General features: G+C 52.4%; 17 protein-coding genes. 6 read left to right on the top strand and 11 right to left on the bottom strand.

Features of this window, described 5'->3' with window-relative positions; translation table 11 throughout:
- Nucleotides 1-20: 20 nt before the first annotated feature.
- From PJE062_RS10705 to PJE062_RS10690, 4 genes are all read right to left on the bottom strand, one after another.
- Nucleotides 21-1,112 (bottom strand): DUF2235 domain-containing protein, encoded by a 1,092-nt coding sequence (locus PJE062_RS10705; RefSeq protein WP_008548925.1) that lies wholly within the window; start codon nt 1,110-1,112, stop codon nt 21-23.
- A 190-nt stretch (nt 1,113-1,302) separates the two neighbouring features.
- Nucleotides 1,303-2,373, bottom strand: a complete 1,071-nt coding sequence (locus tag PJE062_RS10700) for an ABC transporter ATP-binding protein (RefSeq protein ID WP_008549103.1) — start codon at nt 2,371-2,373, stop codon at nt 1,303-1,305.
- Nucleotides 2,374-2,396: 23 nt separating this feature from the next.
- Complete coding sequence (locus tag PJE062_RS10695) at nt 2,397-4,604, bottom strand: iron ABC transporter permease (protein ID WP_037036732.1); 2,208 nt, start codon at nt 4,602-4,604, stop codon at nt 2,397-2,399.
- Nucleotides 4,605-4,702: 98 nt separating this feature from the next.
- Entirely contained in the window at nt 4,703-5,725 is a 1,023-nt protein-coding gene (locus tag PJE062_RS10690; protein ID WP_008548900.1) for an ABC transporter substrate-binding protein, read from the bottom strand.
- Between the two features lie 313 nt (nt 5,726-6,038).
- Between PJE062_RS10690 and PJE062_RS10685 the strand changes: the two genes are divergently transcribed.
- Together PJE062_RS10685 and PJE062_RS10680 are read left to right on the top strand one after the other, a co-directional pair.
- A complete protein-coding gene (locus tag PJE062_RS10685; protein ID WP_008549414.1) occupies nt 6,039-6,815 on the top strand; it encodes a response regulator in 777 nt (258 codons plus the stop codon).
- Entirely contained in the window at nt 6,812-9,421 is a 2,610-nt protein-coding gene (locus tag PJE062_RS10680) for an ATP-binding protein (protein WP_008548895.1), read from the top strand. Before PJE062_RS10685 ends, PJE062_RS10680 begins: the two co-directional genes overlap by 4 nt.
- Before the next feature lie 6 nt (nt 9,422-9,427).
- Here PJE062_RS10680 and PJE062_RS10675 read toward each other — a convergent pair whose 3' ends face one another.
- The 6 genes from PJE062_RS10675 to PJE062_RS10650 form a co-directional block, all read right to left on the bottom strand.
- The gene (locus PJE062_RS10675; protein WP_008549416.1) at nt 9,428-9,634 is read right to left on the bottom strand and encodes a hypothetical protein; all 207 of its coding nucleotides are present in this window, start codon (nt 9,632-9,634) and stop codon (nt 9,428-9,430) included.
- A gap of 13 nt (nt 9,635-9,647) precedes the next feature.
- Nucleotides 9,648-10,838 carry an NnrS family protein gene (locus PJE062_RS10670; protein WP_008549270.1) on the bottom strand — a complete coding sequence of 397 codons (1,191 nt, stop codon included), beginning with the start codon at nt 10,836-10,838 and terminating at the stop codon, nt 9,648-9,650.
- Complete coding sequence (locus PJE062_RS10665; RefSeq protein ID WP_008549118.1) at nt 10,835-11,647, bottom strand: ABC transporter ATP-binding protein; 813 nt, start codon at nt 11,645-11,647, stop codon at nt 10,835-10,837. Before PJE062_RS10665 ends, PJE062_RS10670 begins: the two co-directional genes overlap by 4 nt.
- On the bottom strand, nt 11,637-12,419 hold the full coding sequence (locus tag PJE062_RS10660) for an ABC transporter permease (RefSeq protein WP_037036622.1): 783 nt from the start codon (nt 12,417-12,419) through the stop codon (nt 11,637-11,639). The genes PJE062_RS10665 and PJE062_RS10660 overlap by 11 nt, the downstream gene beginning before the upstream one ends.
- Before the next feature lie 81 nt (nt 12,420-12,500).
- A complete protein-coding gene (locus PJE062_RS10655) occupies nt 12,501-13,490 on the bottom strand; it encodes an ABC transporter substrate-binding protein (protein ID WP_008549351.1) in 990 nt (329 codons plus the stop codon).
- A 219-nt stretch (nt 13,491-13,709) separates the two neighbouring features.
- Nucleotides 13,710-14,612 carry a ThiF family adenylyltransferase gene (locus PJE062_RS10650; protein ID WP_008549011.1) on the bottom strand — a complete coding sequence of 301 codons (903 nt, stop codon included), beginning with the start codon at nt 14,610-14,612 and terminating at the stop codon, nt 13,710-13,712.
- A 268-nt stretch (nt 14,613-14,880) separates the two neighbouring features.
- Between PJE062_RS10650 and PJE062_RS10645 the strand changes: the two genes are divergently transcribed.
- Nucleotides 14,881-16,143: a hypothetical protein gene (locus PJE062_RS10645; RefSeq protein WP_008548953.1), complete on the top strand. Its 1,263-nt coding sequence runs from the start codon at nt 14,881-14,883 to the stop codon at nt 16,141-16,143.
- Between the two features lie 177 nt (nt 16,144-16,320).
- On the top strand, nt 16,321-16,806 hold the full coding sequence (locus tag PJE062_RS10640; protein ID WP_008549035.1) for a DUF2478 domain-containing protein: 486 nt from the start codon (nt 16,321-16,323) through the stop codon (nt 16,804-16,806).
- A 95-nt stretch (nt 16,807-16,901) separates the two neighbouring features.
- Here PJE062_RS10640 and PJE062_RS10635 read toward each other — a convergent pair whose 3' ends face one another.
- Nucleotides 16,902-17,687: a FadR/GntR family transcriptional regulator gene (locus tag PJE062_RS10635; RefSeq protein WP_008549269.1), complete on the bottom strand. Its 786-nt coding sequence runs from the start codon at nt 17,685-17,687 to the stop codon at nt 16,902-16,904.
- A gap of 339 nt (nt 17,688-18,026) precedes the next feature.
- Between PJE062_RS10635 and PJE062_RS10630 the strand changes: the two genes are divergently transcribed.
- Both PJE062_RS10630 and PJE062_RS10625 read left to right on the top strand, forming a co-directional pair.
- The gene (locus PJE062_RS10630; RefSeq protein WP_008549002.1) at nt 18,027-19,091 is read left to right on the top strand and encodes a TRAP transporter substrate-binding protein; all 1,065 of its coding nucleotides are present in this window, start codon (nt 18,027-18,029) and stop codon (nt 19,089-19,091) included.
- Nucleotides 19,092-19,195: 104 nt separating this feature from the next.
- The gene (locus PJE062_RS10625) at nt 19,196-21,262 is read left to right on the top strand and encodes a TRAP transporter large permease subunit (RefSeq protein WP_008549428.1); all 2,067 of its coding nucleotides are present in this window, start codon (nt 19,196-19,198) and stop codon (nt 21,260-21,262) included.
- Nucleotides 21,263-21,269: the final 7 nt, after the last annotated feature.

The following is a 21,269-nucleotide window of genomic DNA, read 5'->3' as shown; positions in this document are numbered from 1 at the left end:
CTGCTCCGGCTTTTTCATGACTAAGTCGCCTCTGTTTCTCGCGCCTGAGCCGTGCGTTTGATCGGAGGCTCTTCGATCGGGTTCTTCTCCATCATCCACGGCTTGTAGCTCATCTCAGGATTATCCGCTCGCTTGAACACACTTGGATGAACATGCGGCTGCCCACGCTCTCGTGCGTTTAAGTCCAACCTCGGCCACGCACGCTGCTTCACTTTGTAGATGTACTCAAAGATACCCTCACGCGGGTTATGGATGGTACCGGTTTCATCCGGGTTCATCTTGGCACTCACCGCTTTACGGCTGCCGTCGTGAATGCGCAGGCCATTGCGCTCAGCATGCTCCAGCATCCAATTGAAGGTGATGTCAGAGAGACGGGAATCCTCATAACCACCCCCAACATCCGTATGCACACCTGCAAACCACGTCTGCTGCATAATCTGGTTGGGAGCTGTACTCTCGTTCCACAAAACGGGATGGAACACCTCACGCTCGTCATCAATGGAGAGCGCGTGGTAGGCATTCTTCACCGCTGCGGGCAAAGTCAGGTCATGGAACTCGTGTTTGAAGCCGGGGAGTTTGTTGATGGCAGCTGAAAGCGGCTTCCATGGCAGGCCGAGCGCCGCAACGGTGTCCCACACGCCGATAAACTCAATCTCCGCCCACATGTTGTGGTGCTTTTCACGAAACTCCTGCGCCTTGGCCTTCCTCAAATGGCCATCACTGATCTGATAGATCTTGTAGGCTTGGTCGATCAGCTCAGGGCGGGATTTCGGGAGGATGCCAAACATCTCGATAAAACCTGCAAGGCTCCGCACGGTGGTGGCGCCACGGCTGAAGCCAAACAGGTAAATCTTATCCTTCGCCTGATAGTTCTCGAAAATGAACTGGTAGCATTCCTTCAGGTTCTTGCTGATGCCAAATCCCGTGGCATTGCCCAAAAACCGTGTGAGGCGAGAGCGATGGGCTTTGGTCCCCAGACCACGATCATAGAACAGCACCTGTCGCTTGGTTCTGTTTTCGCAGATTTTGAAGAGCTTATAGACGTTCGTATCCGGACCATCGCCACCCTCTTGACCGGTCCCGTCTGAAAACACCACTATGTTCTTCGCCATCGCCACCTCCCAAAACTGCAGGCCAATTAAACCTAACGAGCAATCGCAGGTAAGTACAGCTTATGCGGGTATCCACACCTCATGCACCCCGCATATTCTCATGAGCCAGACGTAAAGAAGCCCGGAGAGGGGGATCTCCGGGCTTCTTCTAGAGAAGAGAGGGATCGGATGGAGGTGGCCGTCCTAGCCCTTATGCTTCTGGCAAAAAGGCCAGCCCCTCTTCTTTCAGGTGGATGAAGGCTTCTGTGCCTGTTGGAACCACAGTTGCACTCAGGTTGTGATCAATGGCGAACAACTTGCCCATACCAGTGTTGAGGGAGTACTGGATCTGGTTGCCGAGATAAGCTGCATAGGAGACGCCAGCAGCAATACCATTGGTCGCATTCTGAGATACGGAGATTCCTTCCGGACGGATCGCCAGCTTTCCATGCTTGCAGGCCGGACCGGAGTAAGGCAACACAACAGATGCCCCACCAACATTCAGCGAAACGGTGCCTTCGCCGAAACCTGCAATTTCACAGTCCACCACGTTTGCGTCACCAATAAAGTCAGCAATAAACGCTGAGTTTGGCTGGTTATAGAGCTCACGTGGGGTACCGGACTGTGCAATCTCTGCTTTGTTCATCACGATGATGCGGTCAGAAACAGCCATTGCTTCTTCCTGATCGTGCGTCACATAGACAGCAGTCAGACCTAGCTTCTGCTGGATCTCGCGGATCTCTTCACGCACGTGACGCCGCAGCTTCGCATCAAGGTTAGAGAGCGGTTCATCCAGCAGCAGAACTTCTGGCTCCAGAACCACAGCACGGGCAACCGCCACACGCTGCTGCTGACCACCGGAAAGCTCGGATGGAAGGCGCTCACCGTAGCCAGCAAGACCAACCATTGCCAAACCTTCTTCCGCTTTGGCTTTGGCTTCCTTGGCTGGCACCTTGTTGACGCGCAGACCGTAAGACACGTTGTCGACAACGCTCATGTGCGGGAACAAGGCGTAGGACTGGAACACCATAGAGACATTGCGGTAGGTCGCAGTCAGGTGAGTGACATCCTTGCCGCCGATGTAGATGGTACCTTCAGTAGCGGCTTCCAGACCTGCGATGAGACGCAGGGTGGTGGTTTTACCGCAACCACTTGGCCCCAGCAGAGTGACAAGCTCACCCTGCTGGATTTCCAGATTGAGAGGCTTCAGTGCGGTGACAGAACCGTATTTTTTGACAACATCCCGGAACTGTACAGAGCCTGCTTTTTGCATAATAGACATGATTTACTCCAGAAACTCTAGGATTAAGCTGAAGCCAGCTCTTTGTTCTTGTTTGAGGTTTGCAGACGGTTCTGACGGCGCAACTTGCGCTGCCCAATGACGAGTTGCAGCAGCAAGATTGCCACAAGCATGGTGATGATCAGCACGGAGGAGTACGCGATCGCGATGCCGTACTCGCCATGCTCAACACGGCCTACGATGAACGAGGTTGCCATGTTGTGGCGTGCACTCACCAGGAAGATCACCGCACTCACAGAAGTAATGGCGCGAACGAAGCTGTAAGCCAGTGCTGCGAGGATCGCCGGCCCCATCAGTGGCAGGATCACTTTGCGAACGGTGACGAAGCTGTTGGCACCAAGAGTGATAGAAGCTTCATCAAGGCTCTTATCCAGCTGGGACATTGCCGCGATACCACCACGCACACCCACTGGCATGTTACGGAACACGAACACGATGATCAGGATGATGCTGGTGCCGGTCAGCTCGATTGGTGGTGTGTTGAAGGCCATAATGTAAGCCACACCAATCACTGTGCCCGGAATTGCAAAGCTGAGCATTGTGCTGAACTCAAACAGGTTCTTGCCAGCAAACTTCTGACGCACCAGTAGGTAAGCGGTGAGCAGGCCAACAACAGCAGTCAGAGGAGCTGCGATAGTGGAGATGGTCAGCGTGGTGAAGTAGCTGTCCCATGCCACACCGGTCCAGCGAATGCCGTTGTTGAAGCTAACGGAGAACGCACGGATGTAGTGATCCAGCGTGAAGGTGTTGTCGTAACCCCAAAGCTTCACGAAGCTACCAAACACAATCATAGAGTACACAACTGCGGTGAACGCTGCCCAAGGAAGCGCGAAACCGTAGCAAGCCCACTTCAGAGCCGGGTTCAGCGGAGAATGCTGGCCAGAGTCAGCCTTACCTGTGACCGTTGCGTAGGATTTCTTGCCGAGCCAGAGACGCTGCGCGATGAAGGCAGACAGGGTGAGCATGAGCAACACCACAGCAAGTACAGCCGCACGGGATGGATCAGCCACAGCACCCACAATCGCGAAATAGATCTCGGTAGACAGGACGTTGTAGTTGCCGCCCAGAACCAGCGGGTTACCAAAGTCAGCAATACTTTCAATGAAGCCCAGTAGGAAGGCGTTTGCCAGACCCGGGCGCATTAAAGGCCAGGTGACGTTCTTGAACGTTTGCCACTGGGTTGCGTTCAGCGTCTGAGAGGCTTCTTCCATGGATGGGCTGACGCCCTCAACCACTCCAATCAGCACAAGGAACGCGATCGGCGTAAAGGAAAGCAGCTGCGCGAGATAAATGCCGGAGAAGCCGTAGAGCCACCGGCTCTTGGAGATGTCGAACATCTCATGCAGCACATCTGTCACTACACCAGCACGACCGAACATAAGGATCAGCGCAAGACCAATCACAAAGGGAGGAGTGATGATTGGAATGATGGTGAGAACGCGCAGCAGCTTTTTCGCAGGAAACGCGGTTTTGGTCGCGATCAACGCAAAGGCGAGACCGAGAAGGGTTGTACCAGCACCGGTGAGCACTGCGAGGAAAACGGAGTTCCATGCCGGTCCGCAGGTCTTGCCGCCAGCGAGACAGGCAAGGCTCCAGATATCGCTGGAGAAGAAGCGGGTAAAGAAGGCAGTAATATCAAAACTGCCATCTGATGCTTCAAAAGCGCGGATCAGGATTTGAGAAACCGGATAGAAGACGAAGGTCACGACCAGTGCAATGATGAGGCCGATACTGCCAACGATGAACGCATCACCGCGGCCCTGACCAAGACCTGAAATACTGGTGGTGAGGATGAAGAGCAGAGCGCCAGCGGTGAGCATGGCACCGGCACCAAAGCCAATCTGTCCAGACGCAGCTGAACCGAAGTTAAGCGCATCATTGAACAGTTCAGGGCCGGTTCTGCCAATTGCAAAGCCCTGCGCAAACAACAGAACGATGCCTGTAATGGACAGAATAACAAGGGCTTTTGCACGGGTGCGTTCATCTTTCAGCACGGCAAACGACAGGGCAATGCCCACGAATGCCAGTGCCAATGGAACAAACCACCAACGGCTATAAAGCAGAGCTTGGAAGAGGGCAGGTGCGGCGTCTTCGCTGAGGAATTCGCTGAACAACCAGCTAAAAGACCAAAAGCCGCTATCTACTGAGTACCAGGGAAATATGCAAAATCCCACTATTCCGGCGGCGAGCCAGAGCGCAATTGTCTTTCGCATGATGTTGATCCGAGAGTTTTGTATTGGCGCAAGCGCGAATACGAAGCAATGCATGTAAGGGAAGGGCGGACGGATCCGCCCTTCAGCGCTTGATTTACTTAGTGAGAAGCGTTTTTAACTTCTTCGTTCCAGCGCTTCAGAAGACGTTCACGAGTAGAACGCTCACCGTATGTTGCAAAGTCATAGTCGATCAGTTTGATGCTTGCCAGATCTGGGGACTCAGGAGCAACAGATGCTTTAGAGTTGGAAGGAACCTGGAAAGATTTCACTTCTACAGAACGGGACTGAACGTCTGGACGCAGCGCGTATTCAACAAACTGTTTTGCCAGCTCAGGGTGCTTGGCACCTTTGATCACACTAACAGCACCCACTTCGTAACCGGTACCTTCACAAGGTGCCACGATCTTCAGCGGGAAGCCGGAACCTGCCAGTTTAACCATGTCGTGCATGAAGCCGATGGAGATGGTGGTTTCGCCGCGAGCAGCAGCTTTACTTGGTGCAGAACCGGACTTGGTATACTGGTTCACGTTCTTGCCGATTTCAGTCAACAGACGATAAGCTTCGTCCTCGCCAAACAGCTGAACGAATGTTGCCAGTTCAGTGTAAGCGGTGCCAGAGCTGTTCGGGTTCGCTACCTGAATTTCACCCGCATAAGCTGGGTTGGTCAGATCTTTCCAACAAGCTGGTGCTGGCAGGCCGCGCTCTTCCAGAACTTCAGAGTTATAGGCGATGCCCAGAGCGCCTGCGTAGATGCCTACGGTGCCACCGTTGGAGATCTTGTGCATGTTGGATGCCCAGCCAAGCAGCTCGCTGGTGTCAACGCCAGGATCTTGTGTCAGGCCTTCAAACGCTGCGATCAGGTGTGGATCGCCGGTGCCGCCCCACCAAACGTCGATTTTAGGGTTGCTTGCTTCTGCACGCACTTGGGCGAGCGTTTCGCCAGTGCTCTTACGAACCATCAGAACTTCATTGCCGGTTTCTTCCTCAAAACCGCGAGCCATCAGTTCACACCAGTCCTGCTCTGCACCGCAGACCATGTTGAGTTCTTCTGCAGAAGCTGTTGCAGGAAGTGCAGCAAGGAGGCTAACAGCAGCAAGACCACCTAAAAGAGCGTTTTTCATTATCTTCTCCCAAGTTAAAACGCATGTAAGTGTAACAACTTATAAGTACACCCACATCATCACGTAACTTGATTTGAAAATTACATGAAACATCACAGGAACGCTTATGATTTACCGTTAAGTATGTTCTCATTTAGCAGATATATATTTTAAATGTTACATTTATTACAGAAATGAGTTACATATGAAATATTAGAATTATTGATGACAAGGCACTTTCCCGTGCATTGTCGCCGCAATCTGAAGAAAATCAAAAACGACCTCCGAGTATGCGTCTGGGAGCATGGTACGGGTTGCGAGGAAGGTTACGTCAATGACCGAGAGTTGGGATAGGTCACCCTCAAAAGTAGCTGTCGTCGATGATGATCCAGCTATCCGTGAGGTGTTGCAGGAGTTGCTGCACGAGTATGGGTTTCAGGCACTGCCGTGCCATGGGAGCAAAGACCTTATAAATCTGAAGGAACTGGAAAGCCTTGATCTGGCAATCATCGATCTGAAACTGGACGGTGAGAGCGGCATGATGCTGGCTCAACGCCTGCGCACGTCCTATGATTTTCCAATCATCCTGCTGACTGGCACCGGCGACGAAGTAGACAAGATCGTTGGACTGGAAACCGGTGCCGATGACTTCTTGATGAAGCCATTCAATCCGCGTGAGCTCATTGCACGCATTCGTGCGGTTCTGCGTCGTTACAAACGCAACGTCCCGGCAGAACCTGAGCCCAATGTTGCTAAAGCACCAGTTCCACAAGCTTCAAGTGCTGGGATCATTCCACTCGGCGACCTCTCCTTCATTTGCGATGAGCGGCGTTTGCTGGATACGAACCTGCGGGAAATAAACCTGACAAACTCCGAGTTGCGCCTGCTGGAGTTCCTCATTGAGAACCCAAACCGACCAATTGACCGGGTGGAACTACTGGAGCATCTGGGTGGCGATCTCTCTCGCTATATGGACCGCACCGTTGATGTGTTAATCCTGCGTTTGCGGCGGAAAATTGAAGCTAATCCTTCCAAGCCAGTCTTTCTGCAAACCCGCCGCGGCAAAGGTTATGTCTTCGCGCTGGAAGATGCGGCTGTAGATCTGCCATGACCCTACTGCCTCAACGTGTGAAAGCCCTGCTTTCCATCAAAACACGCCTGCTTGCAGCCATCACGCTGCTGACCTTCGCAACTTTGTTTGCAGGGTCCATCGCGTGGTATTGGCTGGATCAGGCCAATGTGAAACTCGTTGGGCATTATCAGAAAACCATCGAAGCCATTGCAAGTTCCCTACAGCTGGCTAACAAATCTGCTGGTCTGGTGAGTTCGGCTCCGTTCATTTTGAACCTTTCCTCCGTCTATCAGATTGAGAATGAAGGCTCCCGGTTGCTGGTGGAGTTGAGCAAGGCTGAACAGCAGTATCGCGATAACTTTCCGCTATCTCGTCAGGAAGGAAGCCTTGGGCGGTTCCTGCCAGAAGTGCAGAAGAACCTCTCCCTCATGCGCTCTCAAGTGGCCGTGCTGGTCAACGCAGCTCAGCAGATCAGCGAGTCCGAAGATCAGGTGCGCCGCGTTCTTGTAGACCTGACAAAGATGGAACGTCTGGCCGTCAAAAACTCCTCCACGTTTTACCAGAGTGCAGAGGAGCGCAAAGCATGGCAAGGGATTGGACAAGCTGCCAATCTGTTGATCTCTGCAGCCCATGTCACCGATTTCCTCAGCCTTGGTGAACTGCGCCGCCGCTATCACGTGCAGATGGCGGATCTTGATGGGATGCCAGCGCCAGAAGTTCAGCAGGCAACACAGACACTGAAAGCCATCGCCGAAGATGAAACAGGGCTTTATGCCACCCGCCATCTGGCTATGGCTGGGCAGCTGGAAGCGCGCAACGCTCTTTTCAAAATCAAATCCAGCGCTCAGACAATAAACCAGCTTGTTGCCGAATTTGTGCGTCTGTCTGGCGAAGAGATCGCCAAGCAGCGACAGGAAACCTACTCCTACATCTCCAGCGCCCAGCTCGTCGTTCTGGTCACCGGGGTAGCCAGTATCATTCTGGCCTTGATTTCGGCGCACTACATCGCCGGATACGTTACCAAGAACATCAACCGCATCTCCCGCGCCATGTCCAATCTGGCAAAGGGAGATCATTCCACCGTACTGCCGCGTCCGGCCAGACAGGACGATGAGATCACACGTCTGCTGCACTCCTTCCGTATCTTCCGCGCCAACTCCATTCGCTTGAGACGCATTTATGGACAGCTGCAGCGCAAGACGGAGCTGTTTGAGACCACCTTCAACTGCATCGCTGAAGGGCTGGTGTTGACCAACGACTCGTTGGATATGACAGCCTGGAATCCACGCCTTGCAGAAACTCTCCGCATCAAAGAAACCGACATCAAAGCGGCAAAGGACATCCGTATCCTCATCCAGAACTCAGGCTTTCGCTGGAAAGACGCGAATGTACGCCCCCATGGCAGCCGCTTCCGGTTCGCTGAGTTGATCCATGATGATGGTATCCTGATCGAAGTGCGTAAGAGCCCTCTACCGGAAGGCGGCGCTGTCTGGTCATTCTCGGATGCAACAGATCGCCATTTTGTGCAGGAGCAGGCGCGACAAAAACAGAAACTGGAGAGTCTTGGCCAGCTGACAGGTGAAGTGGCCCATGACTTTAACAATATCCTCACCAGCATCTCTGGCAGCGTGGGCATCATTGAGCGCAAGAGCGACAAGCTGATTGATCTAAGAGGGAACATCCAACGCATTCACAGCGCTGTGGAGATGGCCACCAACCTCACACAACGTCTACTCGCCTTCGCTCGCAAACAGCACCTTGAGCCTGAGGTTATTGAGATCAACCATCTCATTGAGAGCGTCGCCGAGATCATCTCCCTCAGCGTAGATGAGCGGATCATTTTAACTACGGATTTGCCCGAGGAAGAGACTTACGTCCGCATTGATCCTGGCCAACTGGAGAGCGCTCTGCTCAACCTGTGCATCAACAGCTCGCACGCGATTGCAGAGGATGGCACCATCTCCATTCGGGTTGAGGTCAATGGTGTGGAGAGCGTCTCCATCAGCGTAACAGACAATGGCTGCGGTATGGATCAAGAGACGCTGGACCGAGTGTATGAACCGTTCTTCACCACCCGCAGAACGTCAGCAGGCTCTGGTCTTGGTCTGAGTATGGTGTTCGGCTTCATCAAGCAATCCGGCGGTGAAATGGGCATCACCAGTGAGAAAGGGGAGGGCACAACAGTCACACTCGTCATCCCACAGGCGCCGGTCGATGAGTTGGTGCCCAACACCGCAATCACCTTTGACAAGCCCTATCGTATTCTGCTGGTTGAGGACGATCTGCAAACCCTACTACGCGCAAAAACCATGCTGCAGGAGATGGGTTTGGTGTGCATTGAGGCTAACAGCTATGGTTCGGCTAAGGTGCTGATCGATAACGGAACGTTCTTTGATGTTCTGTTCACTGACGTTCAGCTGGAAGACGGTAAAACCGGATGGGATCTGGCCGAGGCCAGTATCAAAGCTTGCGCAGACCAAAAGGTAGTTGTCACTTCAGGTCGCTTCCCCAAAGCGTTGGAACCGGAAGGCGAAAGCCTAGAAAAAATCACCCGCCTCGCCAAGCCTTACACCAAAGAAGAACTCGCCGAAGCGCTGCACCAACAACTGCAACGCTTCAACATGGGCGGCTTCACAAAGCACTGAAATCAATCAGTGCTTGTCTGCTGACCAGATCGCATCAATGAACTGATGCTGATCTGTGCTTGCGTTATTGGCATAGGCGGAGAGGACCACGCATCTGTTATCATGACAGCACTCCGTGTCACTCATGCAGGTGCGAGCAAACTTGTCCGCTGACACCTTCTTTTCAGTCAGCTCATATCGCTTCGGTTCAAGCAGTTTGGTTAGGAAAAGCATCGATAGTTACCTCCTACACATCAACGTTTTCTCGAAAGACAATTGGCAGAAAGTGGATCAGGTAGAGCCCGAAGGCCAACGCGAATAAACTCCAGGCAATCTGCATAACATCCAGATCCGGCACGAGGAGCGGTCCGAGAGAGCGAACCAGACATGCTCCAATGAGAGACAGGATCGCGACACCCAACACCTTGGGCAACCGCAAGGAATAGCCTGCGTGACGCAGCCCTGCGATGGTCAGAACCATGAATGTCGCCAAGGACAATCCGCCGATAAAGATCATATGTTGCCCGGAAACATAAGAACCAGCAGACAACGCTCCCAGCAGGCCACCAGCTTCCAGAGCAAAGCCTATACCGAAGAACCAGTAGACCAGATAAAGCGTTTTTGAGAACGGGGTTCTTAAGGATCCCGCCTGATGCCAATCCTGCAGAACATTCAAAACCGCACACGCAGACGCCAGTGCTAACCATCCTTGCAAGGCATCCGAAACACCCAACACTTTGGCGAGCGTGAAAGCTGAAATGCAGAACAGCGCCGCGCGTCTCATTGGCGGACGAGGAATAAACACCGCACCATCTTCACGAGTTAAGAGCGCATCATTCACGATCACCATGGAGACCGGTGCCAGAGCGGTCAAAACCATCAGTACGAACGCACCTTCAGCAATCGCAAGCCCCTGATTAAGCACGCCAAGCTCGGTATACTCCCAAAAACAAACAAGCTGTGCAGCACAAAGCATCAAAACGGGCCACATGAGGTGACGCATCTTTGCTCGCAGCAGTCTAGGTAACACCACGACAAGCAAGGCTGCAGGGAAGAGAGCCTGTATGCCGAAGACAATGGCACTCGGGAAAATATCGAGCGTCCAGAAAGCCACTCGGCCTGCCAGCCACAAGGCACCGAGGCCAGCGAGTTCAGCTCCAGCTATCTTTGGTGTGTTCGACCAGGAAGGCACGGCTGTCGTCAGAAAGCCTGCCATTGCACCAGCGAACAGACCAAAGAACATCTCGTATTGATGGAACAACAGCGGGTCAGCATCAAAAGGCACTGGCAGAACATCCGCCAGAACGAGGCCCCACATAGCGATGGAAAACAGTGCATAGAGCGCCGTTAGCGGGAAGAAAACCCGAAACCCTTCAGAAAAAACAGGAGCATCGAAAAAGGAGGCTTTATGCTCTGGCATACGTACAACATCAGTCATACCAGCTTCTCCCAATTGCTCATGTTAAACAGGCTAGCGATGCGATCATCTGCCAACAGACCTGCCTCCAGATCCATCAGGTTTCGGCGTGTACGCTCAGAACGCGGCAATGGCACTTTGTACTCTTTGGCAAAATAACCCGGATCCGGCGCCATTATGAGAACGCGATCACTCAAGGCCAATGCTTCTGTCACATCGTGAGTGACCATCAAAACAGAGCACTGTTTCTGATCTACCTCGTGCAGCACCTGCCGATAAAGGTCACGACGGCGACCAATATCGAGCGCGCTGAATGGTTCATCCAGAAACAGCAGATCGGGCTCCACCGCCAAAGCACGAGCCAATGCTCCACGCTGGCGCATACCGCCTGAAAGCTCTGAGGGATACTTGATCAGATCATCCTCAGAAAAACCCATGGCGTAAGCCACTTCACGCGCCTTTTTCATACGCTGAAACTTAGTTAGCTTCTGACCCTGCAATCCGAAGCTTATGTTATTGAGCAAGCTCTTCCATGGCAGCAGCCTGTGCTCCTGGAATAGGATTGCGGCACGCTTCGACGAGTTGGAGATCTTGCCTTCACTGGCTTCAATCAATCCAGCAGCAATGCGAAGAAAAGTGGACTTTCCGCAGCCAGACGGACCGATGATGCTGACAATCTCACCCTTTGCAAGCTCCAGCGTGCACGGTGCCAGTGTCTGCTGCAGCGGATGGTATCGGTGATCCTTCACCGTAACGGACAGGACTGATGGTTTTGGGTCGACTGAAGTGTTTGGCACGACAGAGAGCAGAGGAGCAGTTTCAGTCGGCATGCTTCCAGCCCTCCACATAGTCTTTGACAGGGTTCAGCAACATGCCTTCGATCACCAGCAACAGGCCTACAACAACCACGATCCATGCCATGGTGGAGGCGGTGTCGATGTTTACGCGTGCTTCTGCCAAACCAGCACCTATCCCACGGGTGCTGGAGAGCAGCTCTGCCATCACCACCACTTTCCAGCTCAACCCCAACGCTGTTGCCCATGCCGGAAAGAGGTAGGAAACGATCTGCGGCGCTTGCACCTGCCAGAACCGCTGTATCAGCGGCACATGAAAGCTCTGTGCCATTTCGTCCAGCTCTTTCTCCCGCATCCGCACGCCTTGTAAGGCTCCGGCGAAAATGAGCGGAAGCGTGGAGATGAACACGGTGAAGATCGGAGTTCCGTCGTCACCTCCAAACCACAGCAAAGCCAGGACGATCCATGCAATCGGAGGGACGCCGAGAGCAACGGTAATAAATGGCTTACACAGCAGAGAAAGCGTGTTGGACCAACCGGCAATCAATCCAAAGGAGATGCCGAAAGCGCTGGCCAGCAGGAAGCCAGCGAAAGCGCGTTTTGCAGTGATCAGAATATACTCAAAACCGGAAGGCAATGCGACCAGATCAATCAGCCGGCCAAGTGCTTCCATAGGTGCGGGTAACACCAGAGAGCCGAATGCCTCAAATCCAATCTGCCACAACGCAAATATGAGAAACACACCGGCAAGTGTGCCCCACCCACTCCAAAGTTTATTGAGCAGCGTTGATAGCATGTGATGGATCATGAGGCATTTTCTCGTTGTTCTTTAAAGGGCTCAGCAGACCAGTTGACCGTAACCTTTGAGCGGCCTGCCGAGCCAACTTAGCTAGAGATAGAAGTCCGCGCTTGGAAGCTTCCCGCCAATGATGGAAGGATTCTTCTCTGCCAGAATGGAGTAGAACTGCTCCAGCTCTGCCTGAATGTCTTTCGCACGTTCTGTTGTCAGGTGCGTGTGCGGCACCGATTTGGCGATCACTGGTGCGGGAAGCTTAATGTTTTCGGCAGCGACTGCCGCTGCTTCCTTCGGATTTGCCTTAACCCATTCGGTGCCTTCAATGCAGGCCTTATGGAAACCTTCAATCAGCTCTGGCTGCGCATTCAGCAGGTCTTCATGCACCATCATGCCCGCCATCGGGAAACGGCCTTTGCCGCCGGTAACAGAAGCCCATTCACTCGCCAGATCGATTGACCGATGGATCTTCTTGCCAAGCTTTTTGCCTTTCACCATGCCAGCTGTCGCTGCTGGTTCTGGCAGGACACAATGTTTGATGCGACCTGAAAGCAGGAGCTGCAGCGCCTCAAACGGTGTGCTGACATAATGCAGCGTGTAGTCTTTGCCTTCAGTCAGGCCGTTCTGCTGCATAACGCGGCCAAACACGAGATCCGGCATATCATTTCGGAAGAACATACCGATCTTCTCGCCCGCCAGATCAGCCGGAGCCTTTACGGAACCATCATAGCTGAGCACGTAGAGCATGCCCCAGGTCATGATGTTGAGCATCTTAACCGGTAGGCCTTTGTTGGAAAGGTTCGCTGCAACATAAGATGGAGTGCCTGCCAGTTTCCAATCTCCAGAAACAAAGCCTGCACGTAAAACATCTGGTGACTTATAGACGGAAAAATCCACCTTTGACGTGTACTCAGACAGCAAACCTTTGTTGGCAATGTAAGAAAGCACAACAGATGGACCGACCGGAGGCCCATAAAGGGATAGGCTTGGCGCAGCTGCATTTGCCATGATTGGCAAAGTTCCGCCAATTGAGGCGGCGGCAGCAAAGCCAGCAGAATGGCTCAAAAAAGAACGACGTGTGATCATTACGGGGCTTCCATCGAAAAGGGATAGAAAACGGGCAGTTCGCAAATGCGAATGAGTTGCAAGAACTGTAGATCACGTTCCCGGGCGCTCTTATTTGACGAAAGTCAATAATATGAGATTTTAACTCATATTAAATCGTGCAATGCTCCAAAATCTCCAAAACAGAACACGCGCAGGACAAGTTTTATCCTGCGCGCACCAAAACTTAGAGACCTGCTCCTAAGAAAACATCTTCATCGTTTTCTTAAGCTTCAACTTTTGGAAGAAGTTGCTATTTCCAGAAGGGAGGCGCTTGGTGACGAACTTACCCTCGTAGGCATCAAAGTGATGATACCAAGGGGCAGGTTTCAAAGGCCCGCGACCAAGCAGCAACTTCACGGCCTGCGCACCGACAACACCTGCAGCCAACTGGCACCCAGCAGCCGTAGAGGGGCCGCGCTCCTCACTCAGGTTCAATTGAGAGGTATCAACCAATGAATGGCGGTGTAACGCACTTGGGGCAAGACCGAGCAGGAACTTGAAGTACTGATGCAGCTCGTCTTCACCTTCAAACTGGAAGTAGTCCTCAAAGCTCATGCCATCAGGTGTGAAGCATAGATAGGCAGTCCCCATACCAAGAGGCGCAGCAGTCACAGCCGGAATACCAAGTTCACGACACTTCGCAAACACTTTGCGTCGCATGCCAAGCACGAAGAAATCGAACCCATCAACGAACATGTCCACGCCTTCCAGGAAGGCATCGATATTCTCATCTGTTACTCCGTCAGGAAACACACGAAGATCCGCCTCCGGGTTGATGTTTCGCACTTGCTCGGACATCACCGAGACCTTCGGCTCCTGAAGTGTGCTGACGGTTGCGCCAATCTGGCGATTGAAGTTAACGATATCGAAGTGATCAAAATCTGCCACGCTGAACGCGCCAATGCCCAGGCGCGCCAGCGTAACGGCATGGATGCCGCCAACACCACCCATTCCGGCAATGGCAACCCGCTTGCCTCGAAGCAGTTGTTGCTCCTCTTCAGTGACCCATCCAATGTTTCTGGAAAATGCAGCTTCATAGGAAAATCCGGCGCTTGCGACCGGTGATACCTCAGGAACTTGGGATGCAGCTAAAACAGTCAATGCCTTCCTCCACAAATAAAACGTGAATTCAATCCAAGTGCTCAACGCGCTCAGTAATATAATTTATCGATTGCGCTTAAATTTAAAACACAACCCAACTAAGCATATTTTTATCATAACAAGTATTTGTCAATGTTAATTATAATATTAACGTTAATATTATTTTTATTCTATTCAGATTCACCAAAGCATTGCAGAATTATAACTTTAGGTAATTTTGATTTTTATTCTGCAACAAGCGAGATTGTTCAAGTAAAGGTGATTGAGCATGATCAATACAAATCAGCACTGCGCAAATCATGAAGCGGCCAGATCGCGAAAGTTTTCCATTTTCCGCAGAAGGGTAAAGCTGCAAAACAGCCCTCCTGCAGGCGTCATTTTCAAACAAGCAGATACACCTGAAGAGCTCACCCAGGTCTGCAAGTTACTCTACGACTCTTATACTCAGGTGGGTTACATGAAGGAGGACGGTACGGGCTACAGGTTCACGCCCTACTACATCCTCCCATCCAGCTACACTCTCATCGCAAAGCAGGGTGATACCGTCATCGCAACCACAACGGTTATCGTGAAGTCTCAGGAAGAACTGCCTGTTGAGCAGATTTTCTCTCTGGATCACATCACCAAGTGGGACCGCCGCATCGCTGAAGCCTCCTCACTCACAGTTCACCCGGATTACCGCTCTCAGGAGGGGTCACTCATCCACGCCTTGCTGAAGTACATGTTTCAGGTCGCAAGAGAGGATTTGGGCATCCACGATCTCGTCATGGCTTGCACTCCAAAGCACATGGATTTCTACGAGGCACTTCTGCTCTTCAGGCGTTTAAGCCACGAAGTGATTGATGCGTTCGATTACGTGAACGGCACAACAGCAACCGGAGCTTATCTAAACTTCACTGAGATGCACGCCGATTACCTGAGGGTCTATGGTGACACTCCCGAGGAGCGCAACCTCTTCAAATACTACATGGAATATGAGTTCGACAGCTTTCAAAAGCTAAGCAAAGTGTCGGCAGCTTATGACGGTAATCGCTGGAGTGCAAAAGAGTTGGAGCACTTCCTTCATGGCCCAATCCAGGGCGCAGCTTCGCTGACACCGGATGAGCTGAAACTGCTCCGGCGCCACTACCCCACACATGAGCACGATCACCTTTTCGGCGCACAGGAGGTGACCTCCGCACTCATGGACACGGATATAGCGGGTCTTGTACGCCTCAGAACCAACATGGAAACGCCAGTTGTCCTGCGCCGCATCGAGACCGACAGAGTCCATCTGACCACGCCCAAACCTTATGAGTTACTGAATGCAAAGGAGCTCCGGCTGCTTCTTGGCACCTACGCACAATCGCCTATAAAGGTACAATCCATCACGCTGACTGGCGGACCGAATGCGATTGTTCGTTTCGACCCGACTTCATCCCCACAAGTAAGGGAACTACTCAACAATGCGACATCGCCAAAGCCACCAGCACGCCTGACAGATATCCTTGCAGAGGCTTTTCATCCGCCAGAACTGGCACATGCAGGCTAAACCAGAGACAGTAGCCACACTTTTCATCCTGCAATGAATGTGCAAAGTCTGCCTTGGAAAGAAGATTGTGCGCATTCGCCGCAGGGGTAACCTTGCGTAGATCAAACTAGGATTATTACAGTTTGATATGAGAGTTTTCACATAGCTGAAAAAACAGAAGCGCAAGGAAGACCCCTGATGAGAATTGCTTACACCCTGCCAAAAGGAAAACTGGTGCTGACAGAACTCTCCGAGAAACTTCGGGAAGACGGCATACGGACTTGCGGTATTGTGCAGGCAGAAACAGTGAACGAAGATCGTCACCGCTGCGACATGGACGTGCTCGTCCTGCCAGATGGCCCACAGATCTCGATCACTCAATCTCTTGGCAAGGAATCTTCCGGTTGCCGACTGGACACATCAGCACTTGCACAAGCTGCCGGCGAGGTGTCTCAGCGCATTGACCAGCCGTTTGATGTGTTCATCCTGAACAAGTTTGGCGAACAGGAAGCCAATGGCAGCGGCTTTAGGGATCTGATTGTAAAAGCGCTGGAAAGCGGCGCGTCAGTGCTCGTCGGCACGAATGACATCAACATTGACGCCTTCAAAGAGTTCTCTGGCGGCATGGCGGAGTTTATTGAGCCAAACGTTGCTGACCTGAAAGCATGGATTGAGAACCGCTAAGCACCTTAGCCCAAAGATCATTCGTGAGGCACGCTTGCGAATGATCCTTCACTGAATGGGAAACGGCAGAGCTTCCCAATACGTAACAGTGGTAATTATTCTTCACCTCTTTGCAGAGCATAGAGTTTTGAAGAGATGAGTTCGCGGCGTTGCTGATCCTGCCCCAGACGGAAAGACGTCTCCACGAAGTCAATATGGCGATGCGCAGCTTCTTCTGCCTTAGCACCATTACGACTGAAGATCGCGCGGCCAATTTCCTCGTGCTGCTCCAGCAACTGCTCGCCCGTACCGTCAATCGAGCGCAGAAACTCTCGGTTATAGAAGACACCTTTTTGAGTCAGCTCATAAATAGATGACATCATATGAATGAGCATGGCGTTGTGACTGGCATCAACGATTGCAAGATGGAAGGCGATGTCGTTCTTTTTTGAGGCGATATCATCCGCCCGAGCCTGTGCATCCCGCAGGTTTTCAAGGATCGCCTCCAAGCGCTCAAGATCCAGTTTCGTTGCGCGCTCCGCAGCCAAACGAGCGGCAAAACCCTCCTGAACTCGGCGATATTCAAGGTAATCGTAAAAAGCCGTCTGGTTTCGGCTGATCAGGTTGATCAGGGCAGGGCTCATTGCCGCGCTGATCAAAGGCGCGATGAACGATCCTTCTCCATGGCGAATGGTTATGAGATTGGAATCCTCCAGACGCTTCAGCGCCTCACGAACCTTGGGACGAGACACGCCCATGCGCTCTGAAATGTCCCTTTCAGAAGGCAGCTTCGTACCCTCTTTCAGCACACCGGCCAGAATGAGACCCTCGATCTGTTCAGTTACAGAATCCACCACTGTATCGTGATCGATCGGCTCAAAAAGATTATCTACAGACACCATTTTACACTTCCCGCCGGACACAAATCCAATATTGGTCGATTTTATTTTCCAATTCAAGAGGAAGAGGCCAGAGAGCCACAATATTGATATATCAAAGCATGTATTACGCACTAATACGTTGTTTTACCGCTTAATTTCCATTCCCTAGGCACAAAATTCCAAAATTTATACGCAACCGCACCATTAGTATTTACACGCGTGTCAAGCCCGAAAAACGGCTAAAACCGCAAAATATATTTCTTGATTTATTTTAGAGGTCAATATTATTTACCAGCAATCAGCTGCTTGGGAGGACAGCGCAAAAGTGCGTTTAGCAGCCGAATGCCATTTGGAGGAAACATGAAAAAATCTGTCTTAAGCCTTGCTCTCGCCGCCTCTGTCGCTGCATCTGTGCTCGCAGCTCCAATTGCGAATGCAGCCGACAAACTGCTGCTCAAGACGCCAATCGCTTTCTCAACCTCTCTGCCAGGTCTGGGTAGCCCAATTCCTCGCGTCGCTGACCAGCTGAAGCTGATGTCCGGCGGCTCTATCAAAATGAAGGTGTATGAGCCGGGCAAGCTGGTTCCACCATTCGAAATTCTCGACGCCGTTTCTTCCGGCAAGATCAACTCCGGTTACACCACAGCAGGTTACTGGGCAGGTAAAATCCCAGCTGCCCCGCTGTTTTCTGCCGTTCCGTTCGGCCCGGAAGCTGGTGAATACGCTGCATGGCTCTACTACGGTAACGGCCTGTCCCTTTATCAGGAAATGTACGATCAGGCTGGCTACAACGTAAAAGTTCTGCCATGTGCGATCATCGCTCCTGAGACATCCGGCTGGTTCTCCAAAGAGATCAACTCCCCAGAAGACCTCAAAGGCCTGAAGATGCGCTTCTTCGGTCTTGGCGGTAAGGTGATGCAGAAACTCGGCGTTGCGACTTCCCTGCTGCCAGGTGGCGAAATCTTCCCGGCGCTTGAAAAAGGCGCGATCGACGCGACCGAATTCTCCATGCCAGCGATCGATGCACGCCTCGGCTTCCACAAACTGGTAAAGTATAATTACTTCCCGGGCTGGCACCAGCAGGCAACTGTCTTTGAGCTGCTGATCAACAAAGACGTCTGGAACAAAACCAGCGACACCAACAGAGCAATCATTGAGAACGCCTGTAAGGCATCTGTGACTGACAGCTTTGCAGAAGGTGAAGCAATCCAGCACGAAGCTCTGCTCGACAACGTCAACAACAATGGCGTTCAGATCAAGCAGTGGTCTCCTGAAATGCTCGACGTATTCCGCTCAACCTGGGACGAAGTTGCTCAGGAAGAAGCTGCGAACGATGCGTTCTTCGCGAAGGTTCTGGCTGACCTGAACCAGTTCCGCGACAACTACAAAATCTGGAAAGAAAACGCGTTCCTGCCGCGTAAATAATAAAAACTTGGGAGCGGCTCCCCCTTTTGCCGCTCCCTTTTTTGCTATTGGCCTCAGCCTTCCAGCCCAGATAGTTGCGGCGTTGACCTGCAAGAGTGAATGCTATGATAAAAAATCCTCAGGACACTTCAGATCCGATTGAGCTCTTTGAAGAAATTCTCGAGCACGAAGACACTGACAAACAACCCATAGCCGTTGCACTGGATCACTTTGTAAAGGGCGTTGGCCACGTGGTTATGTGGGCCAACCTGTTCCTGATCCTCGCAATCGTCACTCAGGTAACAATGCGCTACCTGTTTAACTACAACTTCCCTAAGCTTGATGAACTGCAATGGCACCTCTACGGTCTGGTGACCATGGTGGGTATTTCCTACGCACTGGTGACAGACAGTCACGTACGCGTTGACCTGCTGCACATGCAGCTGAGCCCACGCACCCAGCGCTTCATTGAGATTATTGGTATTTTGGCGCTTCTGGTTCCGTTCATCTATCTGATGGTGGATCAGGGCTACGACTATTTCTACGACAGTTTCCGCGTTGGCGAACGCTCCTCCAGCCCAACAGGCTTGCCTGCACGTTGGGCCTTCAAAGCAATCATCCCCTTAAGCTTTGTCCTTCTAGGAGTTGCAGCGCTCGCCCGCCTCATTCACGACGTTCACGCAATCTGGGTCAACAGTGAGAGCGAGCGAAAAGGGAAGGGCATCCGCCTCATCCTCCTTGCATTCCTGGGCTTTGCCGTGGTTGCCTACGGCCTGTCTTTCCTCGTGGAGACAACCGAAGAGAAGCTCGTCATCGCAATGTTCCTCACTTTCATTGCGCTGCTCTTCTCTGGCTATCCAGTTGCCTGGGTGCTGGCAGGTGTCGGTATCGCTTATTGCGGTCTGGCTTACCTGTTTGATAACGACCACATGGCGTGGACCGGCCTTGAGAGCACGTTCACTGGCCTCGACTACCTGACATTGGGCGCAACCGTAAACCGCGTTTATGCGACCATGTCCAACGCCGTGCTTGTGGCGCTGCCAATGTTCATCTTCATGGGCCTGATGCTGGATGAGAGTGGTGTGGCTGAGCGCCTGATGACCTCCATGCAGAAGCTGTTTGGTACAGTGCGCGGTGGTCTTGCAATCACGGTTACGCTGATCGGTATCATCCTTGCTGCCTCCACCGGTATCATCGGTGCATCTGTTGTGCTGCTCGGTGTGCTGTCCCTGCCATCCATGATGCAGCAGAAGTACTCCAAGTCACTCGCAGCAGGTGTGGTGTCTGCGTCCGGTACGCTCGGTATTCTCATTCCACCATCTATCATGCTGGTGATCATGGCAGACCAGATGGCTCTGTCCGTGGGTGATCTGTTCATGGCGGCGGTGTTCCCCGGCATCATCATTGGCATGCTGTACCTGCTGTACATCTTCGTGATTGCTTTGGTGAAGCGTGATGCAGCTCCTGTGCCAGAAGGTGCAAAGGCTCCGGACTGGCATGCGATCAAAGATGTTCTAATCGCAGCGCTGCCAACTCTGTTGCTGATCCTCGCAGTGCTTGGTTCCATCTTCGCAGGCCTGACCACTCCGACTGAAGCCTCTGGTATCGGTGCTCTGGGTGCGACCCTGTTGGCTCTTGGCTATCGCAAGCTCACATTCCGCAAGCTGGTCAACGTGCTGAAGTCCACCTTCAACACCACTGCTTACATCTTCGCTATCTTCCTTGGCGCCACCATCTTCTCTTACGTCCTTCGTGAGATGGGCGGTGACGCACTGATCGAAGAAATGGTGGCATCCACCGGGTTCGGCGCGAACGGGACTGTTCTGTTCATCCTATTCATCGTCTTCCTGCTCGGCTTCGTGCTGGATTGGATCGAGATTACCCTGATCGTGCTGCCGCTGATGCGTCCAATCATCAACGGTCTTGGCCTCGACATTGGCGGCTATGGCGTGATTGATGAGCCTGCGCTGATCTGGTTCGTGATCCTTGTGGCGGTAACTCTGCAGACATCGTTCCTGACACCGCCCGTTGGCTTCGCCTTGTTCTACCTGAAGGGCGTGTGTCCACCAGAGATCAAGCTAACTGACATCTACCGCGGTATCATTCCATTCGTGCTGCTACAGCTGCTGGGCCTGATGCTGGTGTACTACATGCCGCCGCTGGCCACATGGCTGCCATCCGTCGCCTACTAGGATGTCG

The sequence above is a fragment of the Pseudovibrio sp. JE062 genome (assembly GCF_000156235.1).
Taxonomy (GTDB): domain Bacteria; phylum Pseudomonadota; class Alphaproteobacteria; order Rhizobiales; family Stappiaceae; genus Pseudovibrio.
The sequence above is the reverse complement of the archived record's forward strand: the minus strand, read 5'-3'. Positions and strand labels throughout refer to the sequence as shown.